The following is a 22222-nucleotide window of genomic DNA, read 5'->3' as shown; positions in this document are numbered from 1 at the left end:
TTATTGTGCATTTTAAATATATCGCAGAGGCATTCAACAACGGCGTTGAAATGTGTTACCCGTGTTGAATGCTTTTTTATTTTACTCTAAATTTGTACGTGGAGGCATATACTATGAACAAACACAAAATTATAATTTCTCAATTCAGTATTATATTTATCACCGTAATATTGTTTTTAACAATCCCAGATGCATTTTTATGGGTTAAAATGTCCTTGTACATCTTATTATCCACTGTTGGAGCATTTTATTTACAAAGCAGTGAAAACAAATATATCAGTAAATTGCAGGCAAAAGCTGATAGCTCAAAAGAAGAGCTAGACAAATTTAACAATGACGTACAGGTCGCTTCAAGCCAGATATCCGCTGTATCTCAGCAACTCTACATTACTATGGATGAAAACAATGCGTTTACCCAACAATTATATGCCCAAACCCTTGATATGGCCAAGTTCCACTCACAAGTCAACGAAGAAATTCGCGAAATCATATCAAAAATAAAAAACATGACAAGTATAGTAGAAGACGCTAAAAACATATCCTTGGAAATGAAATTAAAGAACTTTGCATCTAAAGAGATAGCCACAAAAAGCATTGATGAAATAATGAAAATAATAAGTATTGTAAACGAAATCCATGACTCGACAAACAGCACAATGGAATACGTGGAAAAACTGAATTCCGTTTCCACAGAAATAATACACATCCTTGAAACTGTGGAGAGCATTTCTAAACAAACCCACCTGCTGGCATTGAACGCTTCAATAGAATCTGCAAAAGCGGGAAAAACAGGCAAAGGGTTTGGCGTTGTGGCGCAAGAAATAAGAAAGTTATCAAATAATACCAGCAAAGCGGTAAAAGACATCGGTAAACTCGTAGACAGCGTTCAAAATGAAATGCATAACGTATACAATACTATGATAAAAAACACAGAAAGAGTAAAAAAGGGAGTTGAGGCGTCAAATAGCATTGAAAAAAAACTCAAAAATATAAGTGCGTTGTTTAATGAAGCAGTGGAAATGCTAGAAAAAATCGGCAAAATATCCGAACAACAATCTACATTGACAAAAGATATAAAAGATATGGTTGAAGTTATAGAAGAAATAATTTACAGAGCAGATCAGAGCGTAAGAGCGGTTTACAACTCTGTTGATAAGCAAAGATACAGCGTACAGGAAATAGCCGAACTGAGCAACAGGTTAAATGAAGCATCAAACAACTTAGCGCAACTACTTGACACCGCAGACACCCCCACCATATCTTTTGAAGAAACCACAATAAAAGAGAATATAGAAAAATGCATTAAAATAGTAAATGACGAGCTTTGCAAAAATATGGATCTGTTGACGATGGACATGTCGACCCACGCAAAGATCCTTAAAGACTTTATCAATAAATACGATTTAATCGAGGCAATATGGACCAATGACAAAAAAGGAAGATTTATTTGCTCAATCCCGGAAGCAGGCATAGCAAATGCCGGTGTAAGGGAATGGTTCAAAAAAAGCATTAACGGAGAAGAATATATTTCACCAATTTATATATCTGCTATAACAAAAAAACCCTGTATAACCCTTTCTTTCCCTATCAAAGATACAACAGGGAGTATCATAGGAGTTATCGGGCTTGATTTAAAAATATAGACTCAGCACCCCTGCTACCTGGATTAAAGCCGCTGTAGGCGCAAAGATGGTGCTGTTTCCTTTAATGTATATAAACCAAGAAAAAGCAGTAACAAGTACGATAAATATCATTCCCCAAGTATGATAGCTTAAACCAAATAAAGTAAACGTGTCCCTGGCATAGTTAGCCCCCAGCAAGCTGAAGAAATTGAATGCATTCACAGAGGCATAGGGATATTCTGCCACGGTGTTTGAAAACAGATTGATAATCCATAGAACTCCTTTACCTATAGAAAATGGAAGTAAGATGGCCAAAAATGTACCCAAACCGCAAAATGCCGCTTTTACAAAAGCTTTAACGCTTTTTTGCCTGATCAGCTCAAAGAAAAGTACGGGAACAAATATAATCCCCTGAGGTTTCATCATTACCGACGCCGCCAATAGCGCCGATGAAAGGCCGATTTTTTCCTCCGAAAGCATCCACATAGAAAGGATTATAAGCAATGTAAAAAATGAATCCACCTGCCCCCATACGGCAGAATTTACAAAAACTGCCGGATTAAAAGCATAAAATGCGGATAATATAATGCCCATCTCCTTAGAGAGTTGTTTTTTGCCTAACCTGTATATAAGATATGACGTGGCAATATCTGTTACAATAGAAGGCAGCTTTAGAAACAATATGAAATAAGGGCTCATAGCAGGAATATCAGCTATCTTGCCTATCAAAAATAAAACATAAATATATAGTGGAGGATAGTCGCTGGTGTTACCCCCTGAATAAAAGCCGGTGAAATTATTCGCCGCTGTTTGTGCCCATCTCTTAAAGAGATTGATGTCAAAGGGGTGTCCTTCCATCAATGTGGCAATGAAAACCCTCAAAAATAGCCCTATAAGCAATATAGTTATTACAAGCATACTTTCATCGCCGGCGTGTATTTTAATTTTTTTGCGCTTATAAAAATAACCCATTAAAAACGACACGGCCAAAAATACAATAGTGTAGGTGACAATTTGGGAAGTAGATCTTGTAATCCCATTGGATGTTCCCCTCAACTTCCCCACATTATCTGGCGCACCACCATTGTTAGGTGCATTCCTATTATTGGGCGTTTCTCCATTATTGGGTGGTTTTACAATTTGTGGCGCACGATTAGGATTAAAATGGCTTTTTCCGCCGGAATAGAAGTTAGGTTGGTTAATTCTGTTTTGCCACTGATATACGTCACCTTTATAGTTGTATAAGAAATAAATGCACAATAGTCCTGCCGACAACAAAATAAAGGCCAGCAGTATTTTTAGCATATTCTTTTTAAAAAAATTCATTTTCTCACTCTCCATACCTTGGGGTTTCCTGAATAAATCAACAAGGGACATTATTTAATTTCTCATTATTTAATTTCTCTTTGATGTATTGAATCAGACTGTCCTTTATATCGTCCCTCTTCAGCGCAAATTCAATCGTTGCTTTTATAAAGCCAAACCTGTCTCCTACGTCGTATCGTTCACCGATAAAATCATAAGCATATAGCTTTTCCCTTTCCATAAGCAGCCTCAGGGCATCGGTTAATTGAATTTCCCCACCCTTTCCTGGGGTAGTATTTTCGATGCATTCAAAAATTGCCGGGGATATGATGTACCTCCCTAAAATAGCGATATTTGAAGGTGCTTGGCTCTTTGTTGGTTTCTCCACGAGACTTGTAACCTTATAAATTCTATCACCGGCAGGCTCGCATCCAACAATCCCATATTTTGAAACCTCTGTATCAGGGATCTTTTGCACTCCCAGTATAGTCGCCTGCAACTCTTCGTATACCTCCATCATCTGTTTCAAGCAAGGCACATCAGAACACACTATATCATCACCAAGCAAAACGGCGAAGGGCTCATCTCCTATAAATGACCTGGCACAATAGACAGCATGACCCAGCCCTAAAGGTTCTTTCTGGCGCACATAGTATATGTTCGCCAGGCTTGATATCTTCTTAACCGCTTCAAGCAGTTGACTTTTGTTTTTTTTCAGTGTTTCTTCCAACTCGATAGATCTGTCAAAGTGATCTTCTATAGCTTTTTTATTGCGACCTGTTACAATTATTATGTCTTCAATGCCCGATGCCACCGCTTCCTCTACTATATACTGAATAGCGGGTTTGTCTACTATCGGGAACATCTCCTTAGGTTGGGCCTTGGTAGCCGGCAGAAATCTCGTTCCCATACCCGCAGCAGGTATTATAGCTTTACGTACTTTCATCCCAATCATCCTTTCAAAGTCACTTTTTGTTGAACACCCAATACCTATAGCCGATATAGTTCACAGCCTGCGCCACGCCTGTTACCATCAACTTTGAAACATATACGTTCACTCCATAGCTTTCGCTGATAAACTTCAACCCTAAAAGCGATAACCCTAAAGATACCATATTAACTGCCACAAACCGCGCAAATTGATTGGCTGTACTTAATTTTGATTTCCTGTCTTCAAAGGTCCACAGCTTATTCAAGACGAAACTGTTGACAATCCCCATTGTGTATCCGGCAGCCTGGCATATCAGCTTGTTAAAGCCTAAAAAACTGAAAAGCACAGAAAACGTCAGGAAGTCCACCCCTGTATTTATAAACCCTACAATTGCAAAGCGAAACATGGACTGATATTTCGCGTATAAACTAAGAGCGATATCGTACATCAAAATCCTTCCTTTTCATCAATAATGTAAAGTGGCCTTCCTTTGGCTTCATCGTAAATACGGCCAATATACTCGCCGATGATTCCTATCATTATAAACATAAGCCCATTTAAAAATAAGCTAAAGACAGATATTAAGGCCCAGGCATGTACTGCAACGGCAAATAAACTTTGAAATAACGCAAATACCATATAGGCAAAACACAAAACGCAGACCGCTACACCCGTGTAAGTGGCGATCTTTAGAGGCTTATATGAGAAGGACGTTATAGCATCGGCGGCAAATTTTACCATCTTTTTCAACGGATACTTGGTCTCCCCTGCAAACCTCGGTTCTCTGACAAACTCCACTCCCGTCTGCTTAAAGCCAATCCAGCTGACCAGCCCTCTTACGTATCGATTGTGCTCCTTGATAGACTTCAGCGCATCGCACACTTTCCTGTCAATCAACCTGAAATCTCCTGTGTCCACAGGAATATCCACATCGGTCATGGTTTTCAATACCCTGTAAAAAACTTTGGCTGTAATTTTTTTGAAAAATGTCTCGCCTTTTCTCTTTGCCCTCTTGCCGTAGACCACGTCATAGCCTTGTTTCCACTTTTCGATCATCTTTAATATCACTTCAGGAGGATCCTGGAGGTCTGCATCAATGACCACAATCGCCTCACCGCTGGAGTAATCCATCCCAGCGGTTATGGCGATCTGATGGCCAAAATTTCTTGAAAAGCTCAGAAGCTTAATGTTTTTATCCCTCTTGCAGATGCTTTTAGCAATTTCAAGGGTTTTATCTTTACTTCCGTCATTTACAAAAATTATCTCATAGGGCTCTCCCGTAGAGTCCATCACCTCTTTTAATCTCCTGTAAGTTTCAATGATCACTTCCTCCTCATTGTACAGTGGAACCACAATGGAATATTTGACTTCTGCGCTATTCATACAACACCCCTCCAGACTAGTTTTTTATTAATCAGTATTTTTTTGTGGCGCCAAATCATAAAGCGTTCCATTTCCCATCATGTCTCTGAATTGCCCTGGCCCACCCTGAATTTCACTGTTTGACTCTGAAGCTGTACCACTCCATTTCTCAGGAGAAACCACTGTTCCGTGTTGCTGCACCCAGCTGATGATCTCTGACTGTGATCCCATTCCCCCTCTTCCCTGCACTAAGAAATACCTTATCTCGCCGTTTTTTACCATCTTCTCCAGTTTATCTACTGTCAATATAGGATCTGATCCTGAGAATCCACCTATAGCCATAACCGGCTGGCCTGTTTGCAAAATGATAGGCGCTGCTGAATTAGCATCGGATACAGCGACAATGTACTTCTCGCCGTTTCTATTGTTCATGAGAAAACTTATTAACTTAGAAGATGCCGTATTCTCTGGAGATCGGACCATGCCACCTCCATCCCGGTTAAATCCTCTATTTCCAAACCCCCTACTTAATTCAGGTCCTGCAATGGGCAAAGTCGTTTGAGAACCGTACAGTATGGGAGTATAGGACCAGATGGCAGGTGCTATGAGAAGGGCAGCAAAACCTGTAGCTACTGTCGCCTTTATCGTCTTATCCAGGCGATCATTGTTCAAAAGCCTTATTACAATAAGTACCAATGCAGAGGCTAGGCTTATCCCGCATACCACCGGCGTGAGAATACTGCTCCACTCCTCATACCTCGAGAGAATCAATCCTTGCACAGCCCCATTGACTATTAACGCTGCGGGAAGAATAAACCATCTCCAGCCGCTTTGCATATATGCCTTCCACATCTCTACAACACCAATGCCTGACAAAGCCGCAATGGAAGGAGCAAGCATAGAAAGGTAATACCTGTGGTAAAAACCAGCTATACTGAAGAATGCCATCATAGGCAAAATCCACGCTGCCCAGAGCATTAAGTATCTGACAACCGTCTTTTTATCGCGCTCTTCCTTTTTGAACACCTTGATTACGAGAATGGCCATGCCGAAAAACGCCATAGGTATCAACCAGCTGATCTGCCCCGCCTGCTGCTGATTAAAAATCCTAAAAATCCCCTTTTGTCCGTTCTCTCCTACTCCTCCAGGACCTCCATTCCCTCCAGGCCCACCGTTTCCTCCAGGCCTACCATTAAATGCACCGTTAAATCCCTGCGGCATATTGCCGTCTGAAAAATGTCCTCTGTCATCTTGCGGATTTTGATTATCTGAGGGTGGCGTATCAGGACGATAGGTGGCAGAAGCAACGGCATTTACTCTGCCATTGCCTGCGTTTTGCGGCCCCATCCGATTGTTTCCCGTAAGCCGCTGTATGCCGTTATAACCCAGGGCCAGCTCTATAACCGAATTGTTTTGACTGCTTCCTATATAAGGCCGTTGATCAGCAGGCGTCAGATCCACTATTACGGCCCAGGAAAGAGAAACCGCAAGGAGCAACACCGTCGCCAGGGCGAGGTGCAACAGTTTTTTAGCTGTTTTCAATGACGATGTAAACAGGTAAACCAGGTAGAAAGCGGGTAAAACCATAAAAGCCTGAAGCATTTTAATGTTAAACCCCAGCCCTACCAGCACCATAGATAAAAGCAACAATTTAAAGCTGCTCTTTTCTGCCGCCACAATCAGCGCCCAAGTAGCAAAAAGCAAAACCATAATAAGAGACGAATCGAGGTTATTGGTCCTGCTCACAGCCACAAAAATAGGCGACAAAGCCAATGCCATGGCCGATGCAATACCTGCTGTTTTCCCAAAAGACCTCTGTACCAGGTGATATAAAACCGCTACCGATACAACCGCTGACAGCGCTTCAGGAAGAATAAGGCTCCATCCGTGAAATCCAAAAATCCACGCGCTCAAAGCCTGCAGCCATAAGCCCAAAGCGGGTTTGTCCACGGTTACAAATCCACCGGGATCAAAAGAAGCAAAGAAAAAGTTATGCCAGCTGGTAAGCATACTCTTTACTGCAGCGGAATAGTACGAATTGGCATAGCCTTCTTTATCCACATCATAAAAAGTTAAAAAAGCTGTCAACGCTAAAATCAAAGGTAAAGCTATCCTGTGCCAGTTGCTTTTAATACGCCTCATGTTCTCTCTCCTCACATTTTTTTCTTTCAATTTTTTCTGTGATTAATTTTACACCACACCATCCGTTCCAATCTCCGCAAAACTGTGGCAGAATTGAGGCAAAATGACCCCTTAAATAATGCCAAAGTCCGAATCTATGATATAATTACAGTGGGGTGAAGGTAATACCATGGATAAAAAATTGATATACATAGCTGATGATGAAATTAACATCTGCAACATCATAAAATCATTTCTAAATAAAGAAGGATATGAAGTGGAAACCTTTTACGACGGGCGCTCTATTCTTGACGCCTTCAACTCAAGGCCCGCTGATATGCTCATCATAGACATCATGATGCCGGAGATAGACGGCTACTCCCTTTGTTCTTTAATCCGCCAAAGGAGCAATGTCCCAATTATAATCGTATCCGCAAAAGACACAGATCCTGACAAAATAGCCGGATTGACCCTTGGAAGTGACGACTACTTGACAAAACCCTTCAGCCCTATGGAGTTGGTAGCCAGAGTAAAAAGCATTTTTCGAAGAATTGAAATGGATAAAGCGCCTACAGAAAACAGCTGTATTATAAAAATAGCAGATATTACAATAAATCCAGATACCAAGCAAGCCCTGTTTAACGGTAAAGATATAGGCCTTACAAAAATGGAATTTTCACTGCTTTACTATCTGGCAGGCAACAAAAACAGGGCAGTAAGCCGCAATGAGCTGCTGGAAAAAGTTTGGGGATTTGAAAATGAGGTAGAAACCCGAGCAACTGACGACACCGTAAAGAGAATTCGCAAAAAGCTATCCGATGCAGGATCTGTTCTTAAGATTGAGACTGTCTGGGGCTTTGGCTTTAAAATTCAGGATAAGGAATGATAACATGAAGAGAAACACAATTAAGTGGAGAATTTTCAAATACAATCTTATTGTCATAATAACGCTTATTACGCTGGTGGCAATAATATTCAATATCACTGTCCGCATGTACATTGAGAGGGACATCCTTGAACAGTTAAGCAAAATCGCATCACGCACCGAACATGCTGCGCTGCAGCAAGGCCGCGACTTTCTGCCCAAGCCCGGGCAAATTCCTCCACCACCTGACGATCAAAACGACAACGGGCTTTTCAGGTACTACTTCATGTTGGACCGCTCACTAAGAGAACCTCTATCTGTCTTAAATGCGGATTATATATTGCTTGATAAAGACAAAAATAGAATAACTCTTTTCCCAGAGGGTTTTTTTACGCCGTCTACCAAGTTTTTAGATCAAATGACAAATGAAATCAAAAAATTACAAAATCTCAACAGCGAAACATACCTGAATTTCTACTTGTCCGGCACCGAATATATAGCAGTCGTCAAGCCGGTATACCAAAAAAATTCTTTTGGCTTAGGATGGATTATCATATACTCCAGCCTCCAAAAAGTCAACCAGCTGCAGTGGGTTATAAATTTAATACTTTTAGCCATCCTCATCCTTTCGGCTTTAATCACCGCGCTAATTTCTTCTCAAGTGTCCAAAAAAATATCCTCTCCGTTTTCCTCGCTAAACCAGCATATAAAAGCCATTGCCGAAAGGAACTTTGGGACTAAAATCCACATGCCTGTAGACGATGAATTACAGGAACTGGTGAATAACATCAACATTATGTCTGATAAGCTCGAAACCTATGATAAAGCGCAAAAAACTTTTTTGCAAAACGTATCCCATGAACTAAGAACTCCCCTTATGTCCATCCAAAGTTACGCCGAAGGGATTAAATACGGCGTCGTAGATAGCAGCACTGCTGTTGAGGTCATAATAGAAGAAACCAAGCGCCTGACTCATATGATAGAAGATTTGCTTTACTTATCACGTCTTGACACTATAGAAGAAAATTATCACTTTAACAACCTGGACCTTAACGACTTGATAAAAAGCTGCATAGAACGAATGAATGGAATTGCCATAAAAAACAATATAAAAATCATCCACAACATTGCCGATGAAAAGATAGAGGTATACGCTGATGAAGAAAAACTTTCCCGTGCGATTACAAACGTGATCAGCAATTGCATTAGATATGCAAAAAGCAGTGTAACAATCTCAAAAATAACCGAAAAGAACAATGTAAAAATCATCATAGAAGATGATGGGCCAGGCTTTGACGCCGACGAACTCCCCAACATCTTTGAAAGGTTCTATATGGGTAAAAAAGGGAATTTTGGGCTTGGGATGGCTATAAGCAAAAATGTCATCCAAAAACACGGCGGAAAAATCACAGCTAAAAATACTGAAACCGGGGCCATGTTTATAATTGAATTGCCGATAAACAGCTAGACTTTATATAAAACAAACTCTATACATGCACCACCATCCTTTGCATTAAATGCCTTTATACTCCCCCGATGCATTTCTACAAGTTTTTTTGCTATATATAAGCCCAGGCCGGCATGGCCATTTTTAGAAGAACGGGATTCATCTCCCCTGTAAAATTTACTAAATACGTGCAACAGGTCTTTATTACTAAATCCCTTCCCTGAATCGCATATTTTAAAACGAATATTATCACAGGCAACGTCAGCATTAATCGTTATTGTCCCATTTTGCGGCGTATACCGAATGCTGTTCATTATGATATTGTCCAGAATGCGTTCAAGTTTTACAACATCGACAGGACATATCTTTTTTTCCTGATTTTCATAAGTCACATCAACTTTAAAATTTATATTCTTATCTTTTGCCATTATCTCATAGCCCTCTTTTTTTTGCATTAAAAAAGAATATATGTCTACAGGCACAGCGTCAAGCCCTACGCCCAAACCTTCAATCTCTGCGGCATAAAGCATTTCTTTTATAAGTTGTGAAGCCTTATTAGCATTTTCTTTTATCACATTTAAATACTTTTTTATCTTTTGATTATCGTCATAATGACCTTCTGTAAGCGCTTCTACATATCCCAGTATTGTAGAAAGCGGTGTTTTTAAATCGTGTGCCAGCGCCTCAACCATCTCATATCTTTCCTGTTCTACTTTCCACTGTGAAATCAACGATTCTTTAAGTTCATTTTTCATTTCATTAAACGCTTCGCATAGCCTCCCAAGCTCATTATCGGCATAATGATCTAAATTAAAATCGAGATCCTTTTCTTTAACCTTTCTTGACGCCTCTATAAGCATATTTATCGGCTTTCCTATACTATCAGCAAATCTCTTTGAAAAAAGCAATGTAAAGATGACTATATAAATAAATGGAGAAAAAATAATTGCTGCGAATAATGGTTTGATCCATATCTCATCCACCGTATTGGGAAAATAAGGGGTTAATTTATATGTCAGCGCAACACCGCCTTTTATTTTGCCATCAAAATCAATAACCGGAATTAAACGGGTATACTCCCCCTTGATACCAATATTCGAATTCATTTTGCTATAGAACTCTTCCTTGCTTTTTACAATTCTCCGGATGTCCGTTCCATAAATCCTATTGCCATTGGTATCTATAACCTGATACGATATTCCCTCTATAGGGATTATCATCTCCAGAGATTTTTTATCTTCAGGATTAAGTATAACTGCGCCTTTGCTTCTTATATAATCTTCAATTTCAGGTATTTTCTTTTCGTAATAGTTAGCAGGATATATTTTTTTATATTCAAGATTTACAAAAATCATATATCCTGCATAATACGTAAATATAGTGGCTATTATACTTGATATTAAAATCAAAATAAAGGTTATTACAAACTGAGACTTAAGAGGCTTTTTGGCCAACATATAAATACACCTGCCATGTTTACATAATTTTATTAAAACGATAGCCAATCCCCCAGACTGTGGATATATACTCTGTATTTGAATCAAACTCTGCCAGCTTTGCCCTTATATTTTTCACGTGTTCAGTTACGGTTGAACAATCTCCTTCTGCATCATATCCCCAGACCTTCTCATAAATCTGTTCTTTTGAAAATACCTGTCCAGGATGCAGCGAGAGCAACTCTACGATATCAAATTCTTTCTTTGTCAAAGGTACAACATCGCCATCTATCATAACCTGCCGTGATTTTAAATCAACCGACAACCTACCAAAGCTAATCAATATCCTCTTATTGGAATTATTAAGGAATATAGCCCTCTTTTCCCTCCTTAAATGGGCATCTATTCTTGCAAGCAGTTCTTTAAGGCTAAATGGTTTTACTATATAATCGTCTCCTCCTAAAGCCAGGCCCTTTATCTTGTCAGCTTCCGACTGTTTTGCACTCAAAAAAATTACGGGGCAAAGGACCACATCCCGTATTTTTCTGCAAACCTCGTATCCATTAATGCCAGGCATCATTACATCTAAAATAATGAGATCCGGTTGTTCCTGGGCTTTTCTAACACCGCTTTCGCCATCGTATGCCACAGACACAATATGGCCTCTGCTCTCAAGGGAATCCTTTAAGAGAGTGACTAAATCTTCTTCATCATCAATTATAAGAATCCTACTCATGCCAACTGCCTTCCCACCTTTCAAACCAAATTAAACCACCTATCACCATGACTACAAAAAGTATTACAGCTGGAATAAGTCCCTTTACAGCTTGACCTATGATAAAGCCTGAGGGTATGTTTTTGAGTAAATATGCGCCTACTAAGCTTGCTAAACGCACCGGCCATGCCCACGGCACGAATTGCCAGATCTTATCACCAAGACTCGTTGCCGTCAAAGCAGCTATGAGAATGCCTCCGCCGCCAATGCCGATTGATACACCAATCCCCCATGCAAAACTTATCCATATATGAAATGCCAATAGCGGAAGAGTTCCTATCATAGCCATTATAGCCGCCCCCATAAAAACAGGCCAAGATATAAATATATCTAATATAAAATTTAACCCTATAACAAGCGCCAACGTCGCTAGCAAAGTATCAGTTAATACCAGCAAAATAAGCATCGTAAGTTTTCCAAAGTACAAATCCCGCCGTGGTAATCTGCTTACGAGAAAGCCGTTGAAGCTGCCGGCGAGTTCCTCCTGATGTACCATAAATCCCGGTATTAAACCAGCGCCCAAAGGAATCACCAGTGTGGTCCACGTTTCAAAAAACGCCTGAAATATTGAAATTTGTGTATCTACAGTTATTGCCCTTAATGAAAAATACCAAATGATAAAGGCCGCAAAAATAACAGGCGTCAAAAATGTAAGCCAACGTATAGGGGTGCGTTTTATCTTAATCCACTCTGATATTAGTATCTTCATCATCTTACCTCTCTTCTATTAAACCACACAGCAGTAATTATGGTAAAGATAATTAGAGCAGCGATCGCCAGAGCTATCCCTATTGGTACTACTGAAGGGTCCCGAAGGGGATCCGATGCCTTTAACGGTATTCCATTAGGGTGTACACCTATTATAGGAACCATGAGCCTTGTGGGCCAACTCCATGGAATGTACATCCAGTAAGACTTCGGTGCCGCTATAACGCCAACAATAAGTCCGATAAAGCCCATAGCCATGCTGAAAAACGTGCCCTTCCACGTTGCTATCCATAACTGGAGCGGTATTACGGCAAGGGATGTGAGCCATATCGTAAAACCGCCTGAAAGGATCTTTATCCACGGGATTTGTCCTCCAGCCGTAATAAGTCCCGATACTATTATAGCAGCAATAAGGACCAATGTCGCAAGCAATGCGTGATATGCCATTAATACAATTTTACCTGTCCACAAGATCGACGGTGAAATATTGTGAATCTCTAAATTGAGGTAATTCCCCGCCTTTTTTTCTTGCAATGCCACTAATGTAGCAAGCAAAGCTATACCCATCGGAACGAATATTACCGGCCACCAATTGTATACCTGATCCAGAAGAAGTTGCCATGGCCTTAGATAATCAGCAGGTATGAAAAATTTCTGTAACAGCGCCATTATTATAAAAAACAATGGCGCAAGCAATGTAAGGCGTCTTATAAATGTTCTCTTGTATTTAATGCTTTCCGAGTTTATTATATTAATCACTTTTTAACCCCCCTTACAACATTCATGAATAATCCTTCAAGGTCTTCATCATGACTTATTTTACCCTGGTATTTAAGTTCACCATCGCTTATGATACCAATATAGTCAACAAGCTGAGAAACCTCCGACAACATATGGCTTGAAAGAATTACCGTAATCCCACTTTTGGGAAATGAACGGATTAATTCTCTCAATTCCTGAATGCCTATAGGATCAAGTCCATTGGTAGGTTCATCTAGTATCAATAATTCAGGACATCCGAAAAGTGCAATTGCAATGCCAAGCCTTTGCTTCATCCCCATGGAAAACTGCGCTACCAGCTTTTTACCTGTATCTTTCAAACCTACCGTTTCTAGCACTTGGTAAATCCTTTCTTTCGGAAGTGCCATCAATTTTGCGTGAACCAGAAGGTTCTCAAATGCTGTCAGGTTGCCATATAGGGCAGGTGATTCTATTAACGCCCCAATGCGCTCCAGGTGATTTCGCTGCCATGGTTCACCAAAAACAATAATTTCTCCGCTGGATGGACGCAAAAGTCCTGTAAGCATCTTCAAAATTGTGGATTTCCCAGCTCCATTTGGCCCGAGTAAACCATATATTGAACCTTTTGGTACTTTGAGTGAAACATCATTTACCGCAAGCTGCTTTCCGTAGAATTTTTTTAGGTTTTTAGTTTCAAGTATATACTCTACTTTTACCATCTTAAATCATCCCTTCATTTAATTATTTATCTTGCGCTATATAATTTAACAGGCAATTATAAAGAATTTATAAAGCGGACATCCTACTTTAAGGTAAATTATACAAAAAAAGAGCCAGGCTCTATTCCTGGCTATTAATGCCGTCATACGGTTAGTCTCCATATACGCCAGCACTATTTTCTGATTGTCAAAACTGGTCTTTCTGCAGTACTTGTTACAACAACGCCTTGTATTTTAATATTTTCCTTCCTTATCTGCTATCCTTTAATAAACCAACAACCTTTTGCACGTTTACTTTCAACTCTTCGTTAAGTACGCGGTCTTCTATCATCCCATCTGCGCGCAAGCGGTACACCTTTTCCAATGCCGAAATATGTTTTTTCTAATAATAAACAAAAAAGCCAGCCAATAAAGATGCTTTAACTCCAACAAGAACTCGATGGCAAATAAAAATCCCAGTAAAGAAAAGACAGTTTCGCCTTCTTTTAGACACCATCTCTTAAACCACATATATAATTGGGACCCCGTTTAATTTTTGTGAAAGCTGTTCTCTTAAGAATTGCTCGCCCATAGCTCGAACATCTTTTCGGTAGCAGTATTTCCCTCGCCCTCGCCCTGTCATAAGAGATTTATCAAACAACTCTAAGGCATTAGGAAACGCATCCCGATTAATTGCCCGGTGCACATAGCTGTAAGTCATAAAAATAATTTCGATAAATAATTGATCTTTTACCTTTTCGGAAAGCTCATCAGACAACTGGTCTATTAACCGCCCGTAAAGTTCCTTCCAGTTGTCCACCATCATCACAGGAGCGATCAACATCCCTACTCTGTATCCTGCATCGCACATCCGGTTGAGCGCACGAATTCTGTCTTTTAGTGAAGCCGTCCCAATCTCCACTTTCCGGATGATCTCCTCTGGGTTCACGCTCATTCGCACGATAATTTTCCCTCTGTGGTTCAACTGAAGGAGAGGCTGCACCATATCAAACTTCGTAGGAAACGTAAGAAAACCTTTTTCGCTTTTGCTGAAATTTTCAATCGTCCATTCCAGATTCCCCGTAATTGTATTTTCCAGGACCATATCGCTGTTGCTGCCGATCTCAAAAACCATATCTTTTTCCGAACTGTTTGCGGTTTTTATCAGCTTATCCATCATTTCTTCGCGATTAACAAATAGTCTGAGATAGGAACATTTGTTGTAGCTGCACACCAAATAGCAATAAAGGCACATAGCACTGCAGCCGGAGGAAGTGTACGGCACCAGGAAATCTGAAAACTTATGATTGGGTGTGTATTTCAAGGATTTTCGCACACCGATAATAAGATACCGCTTCATTCTGGCAAATTCCCGGTTGGGATTATTGCGCAACTGCTCAATATCGTTGTGGCTTTTAATCGGTATCCATGGTACACCTTTAAATTTTTCTTTCAGCTGTCTCCCGAGCTCATAGCTCAGAATGGCAGGTTCATAGAAAACTTTACTGGGATACAAGCTCTTAACTCCTTTAATTTAATTCTCTAAAACCTCTTTATATATTATTTTCGGAAAGATAGCCGTGTATACTGACATTAAGAGCACATATTACATTTACAGCTGCAAAAGATAAATAAATTAATTTTTGTTACGTTATGGAGGTATTACATGAACACAGACAAACTGAAGATTTTTAGAAAACCACCTCAATCCTATTGGATGGCATCTACACCCAAAACAAACTATCTGGTGCCAAATGAGAATTTAAAGAGTGATATAGCCATTATTAGGGGTGGCATCACTGGAATTTTATTTGCCTATTTGCTTGCTAAGGAAGACCTAAAAACAGTAGTAATCGAGGCAGACACAATATGCAGATGCAAACGAGTCCGCCATTGAAATAATTGGAGAAATAGTAAAAGAAAACAATATTGAGTGTGCAAGGAATAGATACCGTCAACCACTATGAGGCGTTGATTGATTTTGCAGATAAAACCTTTACACTGGAAGATATCCCTTTATCGATGGTCTACTGAAGATTGCATGATATTAGATGGTATTCCATATGTGGGACATTTTACATCTAAAACTGTTTGACACGAGAAGGAGCATATTTTTTATGAGACGAAAATCCAAAGTTACTTCAGTGCAACAATGGATTTCTAAATTTCAATCAATGGGAGAATCAGGATTGATTACTCCCAACTATCAAATTGGATTTTGAAGTATAATGGTCATGAGAAGCTAAAATCTTCGAGAGCAGGAGGAAAGCAAATTATGACCAAAGGGCGTAGTACCACATTTGAGGTAAACGCAAACCTGAGAACGAATTTACAGAGGCTTTCAGAACAAAAGCACTACCCTGTTTCAGCTCTATGTAAAATCACAGGAATCAGCAGATCTGCCTACTACAAATGGAGACATAGGGGAAAGAGCCAAAATGAACTTCAAAACGAGTTTGAAATGTGCCATTGAGGAATATATAGATTACTACAATACGAGAAGATACCAGAAACGCTTAAAATACATAACGCCGATGGAGTATCGTAACTATCTTTCCGGTATTGCGGCATAAAGAAAACACCAGCCATTTTTTAATTGGTGCCTTACATAGAATTTTAATTATTTCCACTGTCTATTTGACAGGGGGCAGTTCACAAATGTGGTAGCCTAAATTTTTTCAGCATGATATACATTATCAGTCAGACACCACACTGAAACGAGCCTTTATGGGAATATACCCTCACCGAGACAGGCTACAGCTTAAAGTCGGTACTGGATTCGATGGTTAAATGGGGTATAGACTACAAGAGGTAGTGCCTTCTTTGTCATACACATCACCTCGCTTTCTGTAAAAATAAAAAGGGGATATACCCCGTTTAAAACTGTGATTTTTTTGTGCGATACTAAACGCACGTTATACAGTCAGAAAAGTGTGAGGATTTTACCGTCCCTACTGCTTCATTTATTTTGTACTATAGTTATCGAACGATAATTATTGACAAATTCGCGCAATATGAATATACTATAAGTGTATCAGCTATACTAAATTTGAAAGGAGTCTTTTGCTATGATTATTACTGCTACAGAGCTAAAAACAAATATTGGAAAATACCTTAAGCTTGCCGAAACGCAAGATATCATCATCACAAAAAACAACAAACCGATTGTAAAGCTGACAAGCCTGCGCGAAAATAAGCTTGATATCCTTAACAGCCTTGTTGGCATCGTTCAAGACGACGGTTATACGCTTGATGACGCCAGAAGGGATAGGCTATCAAGGCAATGAGAATACTGATTGATACAAATATCGTGCTCGATGTTTTATTGCACCGCACCGACTTTTTTGATGCGTCCTATAATGTACTGAAGCTGTCCTCGCTCGATAAAGTCGAAACTTTAATTACCGCCAACGCCATAACCGATATCTATTACATCCTACACCGCGCAAACAAGGATGCCGAAAAGTCAAAGGAGGCCATCGTCCAGTTGATGAAGCTGATGGATATTGCCGACGTGCTTGCATCTGACGTTATGAACGCATTATCAAGCAAGGTGACAGACTTTGAAGACGCTCTTGTCGGGGCAATCGCTAAAAGAGTCAAAGCCGATTATATCATTACCCGCAATACAAAGGATTTTAGTAATTCTCCGGTCCCCGCAATTGACCCGAAAGATTTTCTTGCGCAGTTTGGCATAGCGGAATAATTCCTTATGAAAAGAACGTCGTGATTAAGGCGTTCTTTTTTAGCTTCTTTTCCAGCGTTCTCCTTCACATGCGGTGTACAGGACGTGCTATTGAAAGAGCATCCGGGAAAGGAGTCTCCCTTTTGTCAACATTGTTGTTAAGAGGTATTACGAAAAATGTGCATGCTGTAAAGTTTGAATACGATCGAGATGATATAAATGTTAACCTGATGATTTTTTGGAAAAAGGCCAATCATAATCCATCCCTATCATTATCAACACAAAGTACGTGGCTAATCGGTAACAGCTTTTAACGAAAAACCCGGTAGTTTCAGTTCGTGATTTCCGACACATCAGCTAGCTCATCTAATACAACTTCTCTTACTTTAATTTCACTTAACCGGGTTGGCATTTCCATTTCTTTAAAGAAGCCTTCAAAACACCTAATATTTCGAACGCTGTTCTTTTTGGATTGTGATAAACATGTTTCCTCGAAACATTTCACAGACAAAAAACAGGGTTCTCCAGCACTTTAACTGCCTGCCGGCACTCCTGTTCTCATGCGGTTTTTCAGCCCTTATTTGTTTTTTACATTTGCCAACAAGGCTACCGTCTCAACATGATAAGTCTGAGGGAACATGTCCACAGGCTGTACTTCCACGACGTTAAAGCCATTATCAGCCAAAAACCGCAAATCCCTCGCCAATGTACCCGGGTCACAGGAGACATAAACAATTCTTTTGGGCCTCATATCTGCTAAAGTCCCCAATAACCTAGAATCACAGCCTTTCCGGGGAGGATCGACTACCACCACGTCAGCTACTATACCTTTGTTATACAACCTCTTTAACTCTTCTTCTGCCTTACCTGCTATAAAACTAGCATTGTTGATAACATTTAAGTCAGCATTTTTCTTAGCTGCTTCTATAGCCTCTTCCACTATTTCAATACCGTATACTTTTTTTGCTTTTCTGGCCAGATAAAGTCCTATGGTACCTATACCGCAATAGGCATCTACGACCACTTCATTCCCTGAAAGGTCAGCGTATTCCATAACTTTATCATACAGCTTAACCGTCTGCTCAGGATTCACCTGAAAAAAAGAAAGAGGAGTTACGTAAAAATACAAATCCCCTATTTTATCCACCAATTTATCCGTGCCATATAAAATCCTGGTTTTTTCTCTACCTTTTTTATATTTCCATTTGAGCACGACGCCGTCAATGCATTCAACCCTTTTTAACATGCTTATCAACTGCTCGCTATGAGATAAATTTTCACCGATAGTCTCTAATATGATCATGACTTTCCCGTTTAAACTAGAAATTTTCGTTATTACGCTCTTTATCTCATGGTTGCAAAATTCAACGAGAAATTCTTTAACCGCTTTAACCGCATCCATAACAACGGCGTTTTGGATATAACAAGCATCTACAGGTACCACATCGTGGCTTTTAGGTGCTCTAAATCCTACAATGGGTCTATCATCTTCCCATGAAACGGCAAATTCTGCTTTATTCCTATAATACAAAGGCCTCTCCGCCCCTATAATGTCGTTTACTTTTGCATCTATCTTACCTATGCGGCTTAATACATTCTTTACTTTATTAACCTTGTATCTAAGCTGGCCTCCATAGTTCAAATGCATAAGCTGACAACCGCCACAACCTTCCACAGGACATATCGGTTTAACTCTTTCATAGGATTTAGCGATAATATTTATAGCTTCGCCTTCAGCATAACTTTTTTTAACATTTAAAACTACAGCTTCTACCTTTTCACCGATTAAAGCCCCTCTTACGAAAATAGTAAATCCGTCTACTTTGCCTACGCCTAAACCTTCGCTGGATAAATCCACGATATCTACAATATACCTTTTTCCAACTGATACTGGTGTTTCCATTGTATACCTCCAATTGCTGGAATACTCATTCATTAATCAGCATAATCTTACCTTTTACAGGCGAGCGATTTCTAAACAAGTCAAATGCTTTATTTACATCTCTTAAAGGAAACCTCTTATATATCAAAGGATCTACCTTTAAGTCTTTTTTCTTAAAAGCCTCTGCTGTCAGCTTCCACTCTCGACCGGGGAATGGGGCAGAATACGACATCCACGAACCCTTTAATGTCAATTCCTTGCGCAATATCACTTCAAATAAATGAGGCTGTAATGTCAAATCCTTTGTAGGCGTCCCTATAAAACAGATAGTGCCTCTTTTGGCCGCTACGCTCAAGCTCAACCTCTGGGTAAATGACACGCCGGCGGTTTCAAACACGTAGTCGACGCCACCATCTTCTAGGATGTCTTTTAATTTTTCCTCAAAGCCCTCAACTGATGTATTAAAACAAGCATCAGCGCCCAATTCCTTGGCAAGCTCCAATTTTTCGCCGTCTATATCAAAGGCATATATATGAGAAGCACCCATTATTCTGAGCCACTGAACCGCCAGCTGACCTATAGTCCCACAGCCCAAAACCGCTGCACTGTAACCGGCTCTAAAATCCGCATTAAAAATACCGTGTAATACCACCGTTGAAGGCTCGAAAAAAGCTCCCTCTTCAAAGCTCACCTCATCAGGTAACCTTACTACGTTTATAGCCGGCACTCTCACATATTCCGCCCAACTTCCAAACAGGCTGGAACCGATAAATTTATAATGGCTGCACTGTGAAAAATAGCCCATCTGACATTCTGCACACCTATGGCACGGCACCAGCGGCGCACATGTCACTCTTGTCCCCACTTCTACATCCGTCACATTATTCCCTACCTCTGCCACTACTCCTGCAAACTCATGGCCCAGGACAATAGGATAATAATGAGCAGCCTTACCCAATACCCTGGGGATATCAGATCCACAAATTCCTGTGGCTTTTACATTAACTAAAACCTCATCATCGCCTATTTCAGGCCTTTGGATGTCCTTGTACACGATATCATTTTCACCGCGTAAAACAGCTGCTTTCATCTGTCACATCCCTTTCCAGTTATAACTCTCAAAATATCTGTGCCAATCTATCGTATGTGCTTTCAAGCCTAGCATATATCTCTCGATATACACCGTACAAATCGCCGTACACCTTAAAATTATCTGGATTGGGCTTATATATTTTCCTCACTCTGACGGTACGCCTGACCGCCTCTTTAAAATCTTCATATATTCCTGTACCTACCCCGGCCAACAAGGCAGCACCCAGAGCAGTGGCATCGTCGGAATAGGGGACAACTATCTCCTTCCCTGTCACGTCCGCCTTTATCTGCATCCATACATCGCTGTTAGCAGCACCGCCAACGCTTATAAGCCTGTTTACAGTAGCCCCTGCTTCCTCTGCTACCTCTATGTTGTGCCTTAAAGCAAAAGCACACCCTTCCATCACCGCCCTGGCCATATGGGCTTTGGTCTTATCATAGGACAGACCGAAAAACACTCCTCTGGCATTGGGGTTCCATATAGGCGAGCGCTCACCGGACATATAAGGCAAAAATACGACGCCGCCACTTCCCGGCTTTATCGATGAAACCTCATCATCTATAACCTTGTAAGGGCTTATACCCATTTTTTGCGCTATCTCTGTTTCCTCATAGCCTAATTGCTCTTTAAACCATTTAAGCGCACCTCCACCACCTACCGTGCCACCCTGGAGCAACCATGAATCAGGTATAACGTGATAGCTTAATATCAAGCGGGGCTCAATGACAGGCGTTGATAAAAATATGCTCATACCTCCAGCCTGTCCGCCCTGCTCCTGTGTTTGTCCCGACTCAATCACACCTGCCCCCAATGTAGACGCTGCCGCATCAAGACCTCCTGCGACTACCGGCGTTCCCTCTACCAAGCCTGTCTGCATAGCCGCTTCTTTTGTAACCTTGCCGACGATTTCACTGCACTCGCACACATCTGCAACCTTTTCTATATCAAGGCCCATATCTCTGCACAGCTCTACGTCGTAACAACCCTTTGATATATCAAAAAAGTGAAACCCGTAACCTTGAGATTTATCCTGGGTAAAATTCCCTGTAAGCCTATACACAATAAAAGCGTTGCTTTGGAGAAATTTATACGTGCGCTGGTATACTTGTGGCTCATTTTCCTTAATCCACAACATCTTCGGCGTTATATAAGCTGGATCCAGAGGATTCCCGCTCAACGCTATTATCCTGTCCTTTCCTATGGTTTCCTCCATCCATTTTACTTGTGCCTGCGCTCTCCTGTCAAACCATATCATAACAGGCCGCAAAACCTGACCATCTTTGGAAACAGCTAAAGCTGACCAGCTCTGCCCATCCACTCCTACTCCTGCGATCTCAGAAGGAGAAACTTTGCCGCTTTTCCATATTTCTTTCAGCGAGCTGCATACAGCTTTCCACCATTCATCGGCATCCTGCTCCGCCCATCCTGCCCGCAAATAGCGGACTTTATAAGATCTCGATGCTGATGCCACCACGTTTCCCTGTATATCAAACACAGTCAATTTACACGCAGATGTCCCTATATCTATACCTAAAAGTTTACACATGATTC

The 22222-nt window shown here is 40.5% G+C and carries 22 protein-coding genes and 1 pseudogene; 9 read left to right on the top strand and 14 right to left on the bottom strand.

Going from position 1 to position 22222, the window contains the following annotated elements:
* The first annotated feature begins 68 nt into the window (after positions 1-68).
* Positions 69-1643 carry a methyl-accepting chemotaxis protein gene (locus tag CALPO_RS13815; RefSeq protein ID WP_084295261.1) on the top strand — a complete coding sequence of 525 codons (1575 nt, stop codon included), beginning with the start codon at positions 69-71 and terminating at the stop codon, positions 1641-1643.
* Here the strand turns inward: CALPO_RS13815 and CALPO_RS13810 are convergent.
* The 5 genes from CALPO_RS13810 to CALPO_RS0110660 are packed head-to-tail and all read right to left on the bottom strand — an operon-like array spanning position 1632 to position 7362.
* The gene (locus CALPO_RS13810; RefSeq protein WP_051585964.1) at positions 1632-2948 is read right to left on the bottom strand and encodes a glycosyltransferase 87 family protein; all 1317 of its coding nucleotides are present in this window, start codon (positions 2946-2948) and stop codon (positions 1632-1634) included. The two genes, CALPO_RS13815 and CALPO_RS13810, sit on opposite strands and share 12 nt — an antisense overlap.
* A gap of 37 nt (positions 2949-2985) precedes the next feature.
* A complete protein-coding gene (gene galU, locus CALPO_RS0110675; RefSeq protein ID WP_026487314.1) occupies positions 2986-3873 on the bottom strand; it encodes a UTP--glucose-1-phosphate uridylyltransferase GalU in 888 nt (295 codons plus the stop codon).
* A gap of 19 nt (positions 3874-3892) precedes the next feature.
* The gene (locus CALPO_RS0110670) at positions 3893-4306 is read right to left on the bottom strand and encodes a GtrA family protein (protein ID WP_026487313.1); all 414 of its coding nucleotides are present in this window, start codon (positions 4304-4306) and stop codon (positions 3893-3895) included.
* Entirely contained in the window at positions 4306-5241 is a 936-nt protein-coding gene (locus CALPO_RS13805; RefSeq protein ID WP_035172575.1) for a glycosyltransferase family 2 protein, read from the bottom strand. The genes CALPO_RS0110670 and CALPO_RS13805 overlap by 1 nt, the downstream gene beginning before the upstream one ends.
* A gap of 27 nt (positions 5242-5268) precedes the next feature.
* The gene (locus tag CALPO_RS0110660) at positions 5269-7362 is read right to left on the bottom strand and encodes an ArnT family glycosyltransferase (RefSeq protein WP_035172573.1); all 2094 of its coding nucleotides are present in this window, start codon (positions 7360-7362) and stop codon (positions 5269-5271) included.
* A gap of 169 nt (positions 7363-7531) precedes the next feature.
* Between CALPO_RS0110660 and CALPO_RS0110655 the strand changes: the two genes are divergently transcribed.
* Both CALPO_RS0110655 and CALPO_RS0110650 read left to right on the top strand, forming a co-directional pair.
* Positions 7532-8227 (top strand): response regulator transcription factor, encoded by a 696-nt coding sequence (locus CALPO_RS0110655; RefSeq protein ID WP_026487311.1) that lies wholly within the window; start codon positions 7532-7534, stop codon positions 8225-8227.
* A 4-nt stretch (positions 8228-8231) separates the two neighbouring features.
* A complete protein-coding gene (locus tag CALPO_RS0110650; protein WP_026487310.1) occupies positions 8232-9674 on the top strand; it encodes a sensor histidine kinase in 1443 nt (480 codons plus the stop codon).
* On the opposite strand, the gene CALPO_RS0110645 is transcribed toward CALPO_RS0110650, so the two are convergent.
* The 6 genes from CALPO_RS0110645 to CALPO_RS0110610 form a co-directional block, all read right to left on the bottom strand.
* Positions 9671-11110: a HAMP domain-containing sensor histidine kinase gene (locus tag CALPO_RS0110645; RefSeq protein ID WP_026487309.1), complete on the bottom strand. Its 1440-nt coding sequence runs from the start codon at positions 11108-11110 to the stop codon at positions 9671-9673. The two genes, CALPO_RS0110650 and CALPO_RS0110645, sit on opposite strands and share 4 nt — an antisense overlap.
* Before the next feature lie 19 nt (positions 11111-11129).
* Positions 11130-11825 carry a response regulator transcription factor gene (locus CALPO_RS0110640; RefSeq protein WP_026487308.1) on the bottom strand — a complete coding sequence of 232 codons (696 nt, stop codon included), beginning with the start codon at positions 11823-11825 and terminating at the stop codon, positions 11130-11132.
* Positions 11818-12573, bottom strand: a complete 756-nt coding sequence (locus CALPO_RS0110635; protein WP_084295260.1) for a lantibiotic immunity ABC transporter MutG family permease subunit — start codon at positions 12571-12573, stop codon at positions 11818-11820. The genes CALPO_RS0110640 and CALPO_RS0110635 overlap by 8 nt, the downstream gene beginning before the upstream one ends.
* Entirely contained in the window at positions 12573-13331 is a 759-nt protein-coding gene (locus tag CALPO_RS0110630; RefSeq protein WP_051585963.1) for a lantibiotic immunity ABC transporter MutE/EpiE family permease subunit, read from the bottom strand. The genes CALPO_RS0110635 and CALPO_RS0110630 overlap by 1 nt, the downstream gene beginning before the upstream one ends.
* Positions 13328-14032 carry a lantibiotic protection ABC transporter ATP-binding protein gene (locus CALPO_RS0110625; RefSeq protein ID WP_026487305.1) on the bottom strand — a complete coding sequence of 235 codons (705 nt, stop codon included), beginning with the start codon at positions 14030-14032 and terminating at the stop codon, positions 13328-13330. The genes CALPO_RS0110630 and CALPO_RS0110625 overlap by 4 nt, the downstream gene beginning before the upstream one ends.
* A gap of 499 nt (positions 14033-14531) precedes the next feature.
* Positions 14532-15527 (bottom strand): SPL family radical SAM protein, encoded by a 996-nt coding sequence (locus CALPO_RS0110610; RefSeq protein WP_026487303.1) that lies wholly within the window; start codon positions 15525-15527, stop codon positions 14532-14534.
* A gap of 150 nt (positions 15528-15677) precedes the next feature.
* Between CALPO_RS0110610 and CALPO_RS0110605 the strand changes: the two genes are divergently transcribed.
* The 6 genes and pseudogenes from CALPO_RS0110605 (at position 15678) to CALPO_RS0110590 (ending at position 17717) form a co-directional block, all read left to right on the top strand.
* Positions 15678-15908, top strand: coding sequence for an FAD-binding oxidoreductase (locus tag CALPO_RS0110605; RefSeq protein WP_026487302.1), 231 nt, complete (start codon positions 15678-15680; stop codon positions 15906-15908).
* Between the two features lie 378 nt (positions 15909-16286).
* Positions 16287-16484, top strand: coding sequence for a helix-turn-helix domain-containing protein (locus CALPO_RS14705; protein ID WP_026487301.1), 198 nt, complete (start codon positions 16287-16289; stop codon positions 16482-16484).
* Complete coding sequence (locus CALPO_RS15290) at positions 16450-16584, top strand: IS3 family transposase (protein WP_084295259.1); 135 nt, start codon at positions 16450-16452, stop codon at positions 16582-16584. The genes CALPO_RS14705 and CALPO_RS15290 overlap by 35 nt, the downstream gene beginning before the upstream one ends.
* Before the next feature lie 167 nt (positions 16585-16751).
* A pseudogene (locus tag CALPO_RS15285) lies at positions 16752-16826 on the top strand (hypothetical protein); the annotation flags it as partial.
* A 253-nt stretch (positions 16827-17079) separates the two neighbouring features.
* Complete coding sequence (locus tag CALPO_RS0110595) at positions 17080-17298, top strand: type II toxin-antitoxin system Phd/YefM family antitoxin (RefSeq protein WP_026487300.1); 219 nt, start codon at positions 17080-17082, stop codon at positions 17296-17298.
* Positions 17295-17717: a PIN domain-containing protein gene (locus tag CALPO_RS0110590; protein WP_026487299.1), complete on the top strand. Its 423-nt coding sequence runs from the start codon at positions 17295-17297 to the stop codon at positions 17715-17717. Before CALPO_RS0110595 ends, CALPO_RS0110590 begins: the two co-directional genes overlap by 4 nt.
* A gap of 556 nt (positions 17718-18273) precedes the next feature.
* On the opposite strand, the gene rlmD is transcribed toward CALPO_RS0110590, so the two are convergent.
* The 3 genes from rlmD to CALPO_RS0110570 are packed head-to-tail and all read right to left on the bottom strand — an operon-like array spanning position 18274 to position 22217.
* Entirely contained in the window at positions 18274-19599 is a 1326-nt protein-coding gene (gene rlmD / locus CALPO_RS0110580) for a 23S rRNA (uracil(1939)-C(5))-methyltransferase RlmD (protein WP_026487298.1), read from the bottom strand.
* 25 nt (positions 19600-19624) lie between these two features.
* Entirely contained in the window at positions 19625-20668 is a 1044-nt protein-coding gene (locus CALPO_RS0110575) for a galactitol-1-phosphate 5-dehydrogenase (protein ID WP_026487297.1), read from the bottom strand.
* A 28-nt stretch (positions 20669-20696) separates the two neighbouring features.
* Positions 20697-22217, bottom strand: coding sequence for a xylulokinase (locus tag CALPO_RS0110570; protein ID WP_026487296.1), 1521 nt, complete (start codon positions 22215-22217; stop codon positions 20697-20699).
* Positions 22218-22222: the final 5 nt, after the last annotated feature.

Source organism: Caldanaerobius polysaccharolyticus DSM 13641, assembly GCF_000427425.1.
In the GTDB taxonomy this organism is placed as follows: Bacteria; Bacillota; Thermoanaerobacteria; order Thermoanaerobacterales; family Caldanaerobiaceae; genus Caldanaerobius; species Caldanaerobius polysaccharolyticus.
Note: the sequence above shows the minus strand (reverse complement) of the source record. Positions and strands in the feature narration are given on the sequence as shown.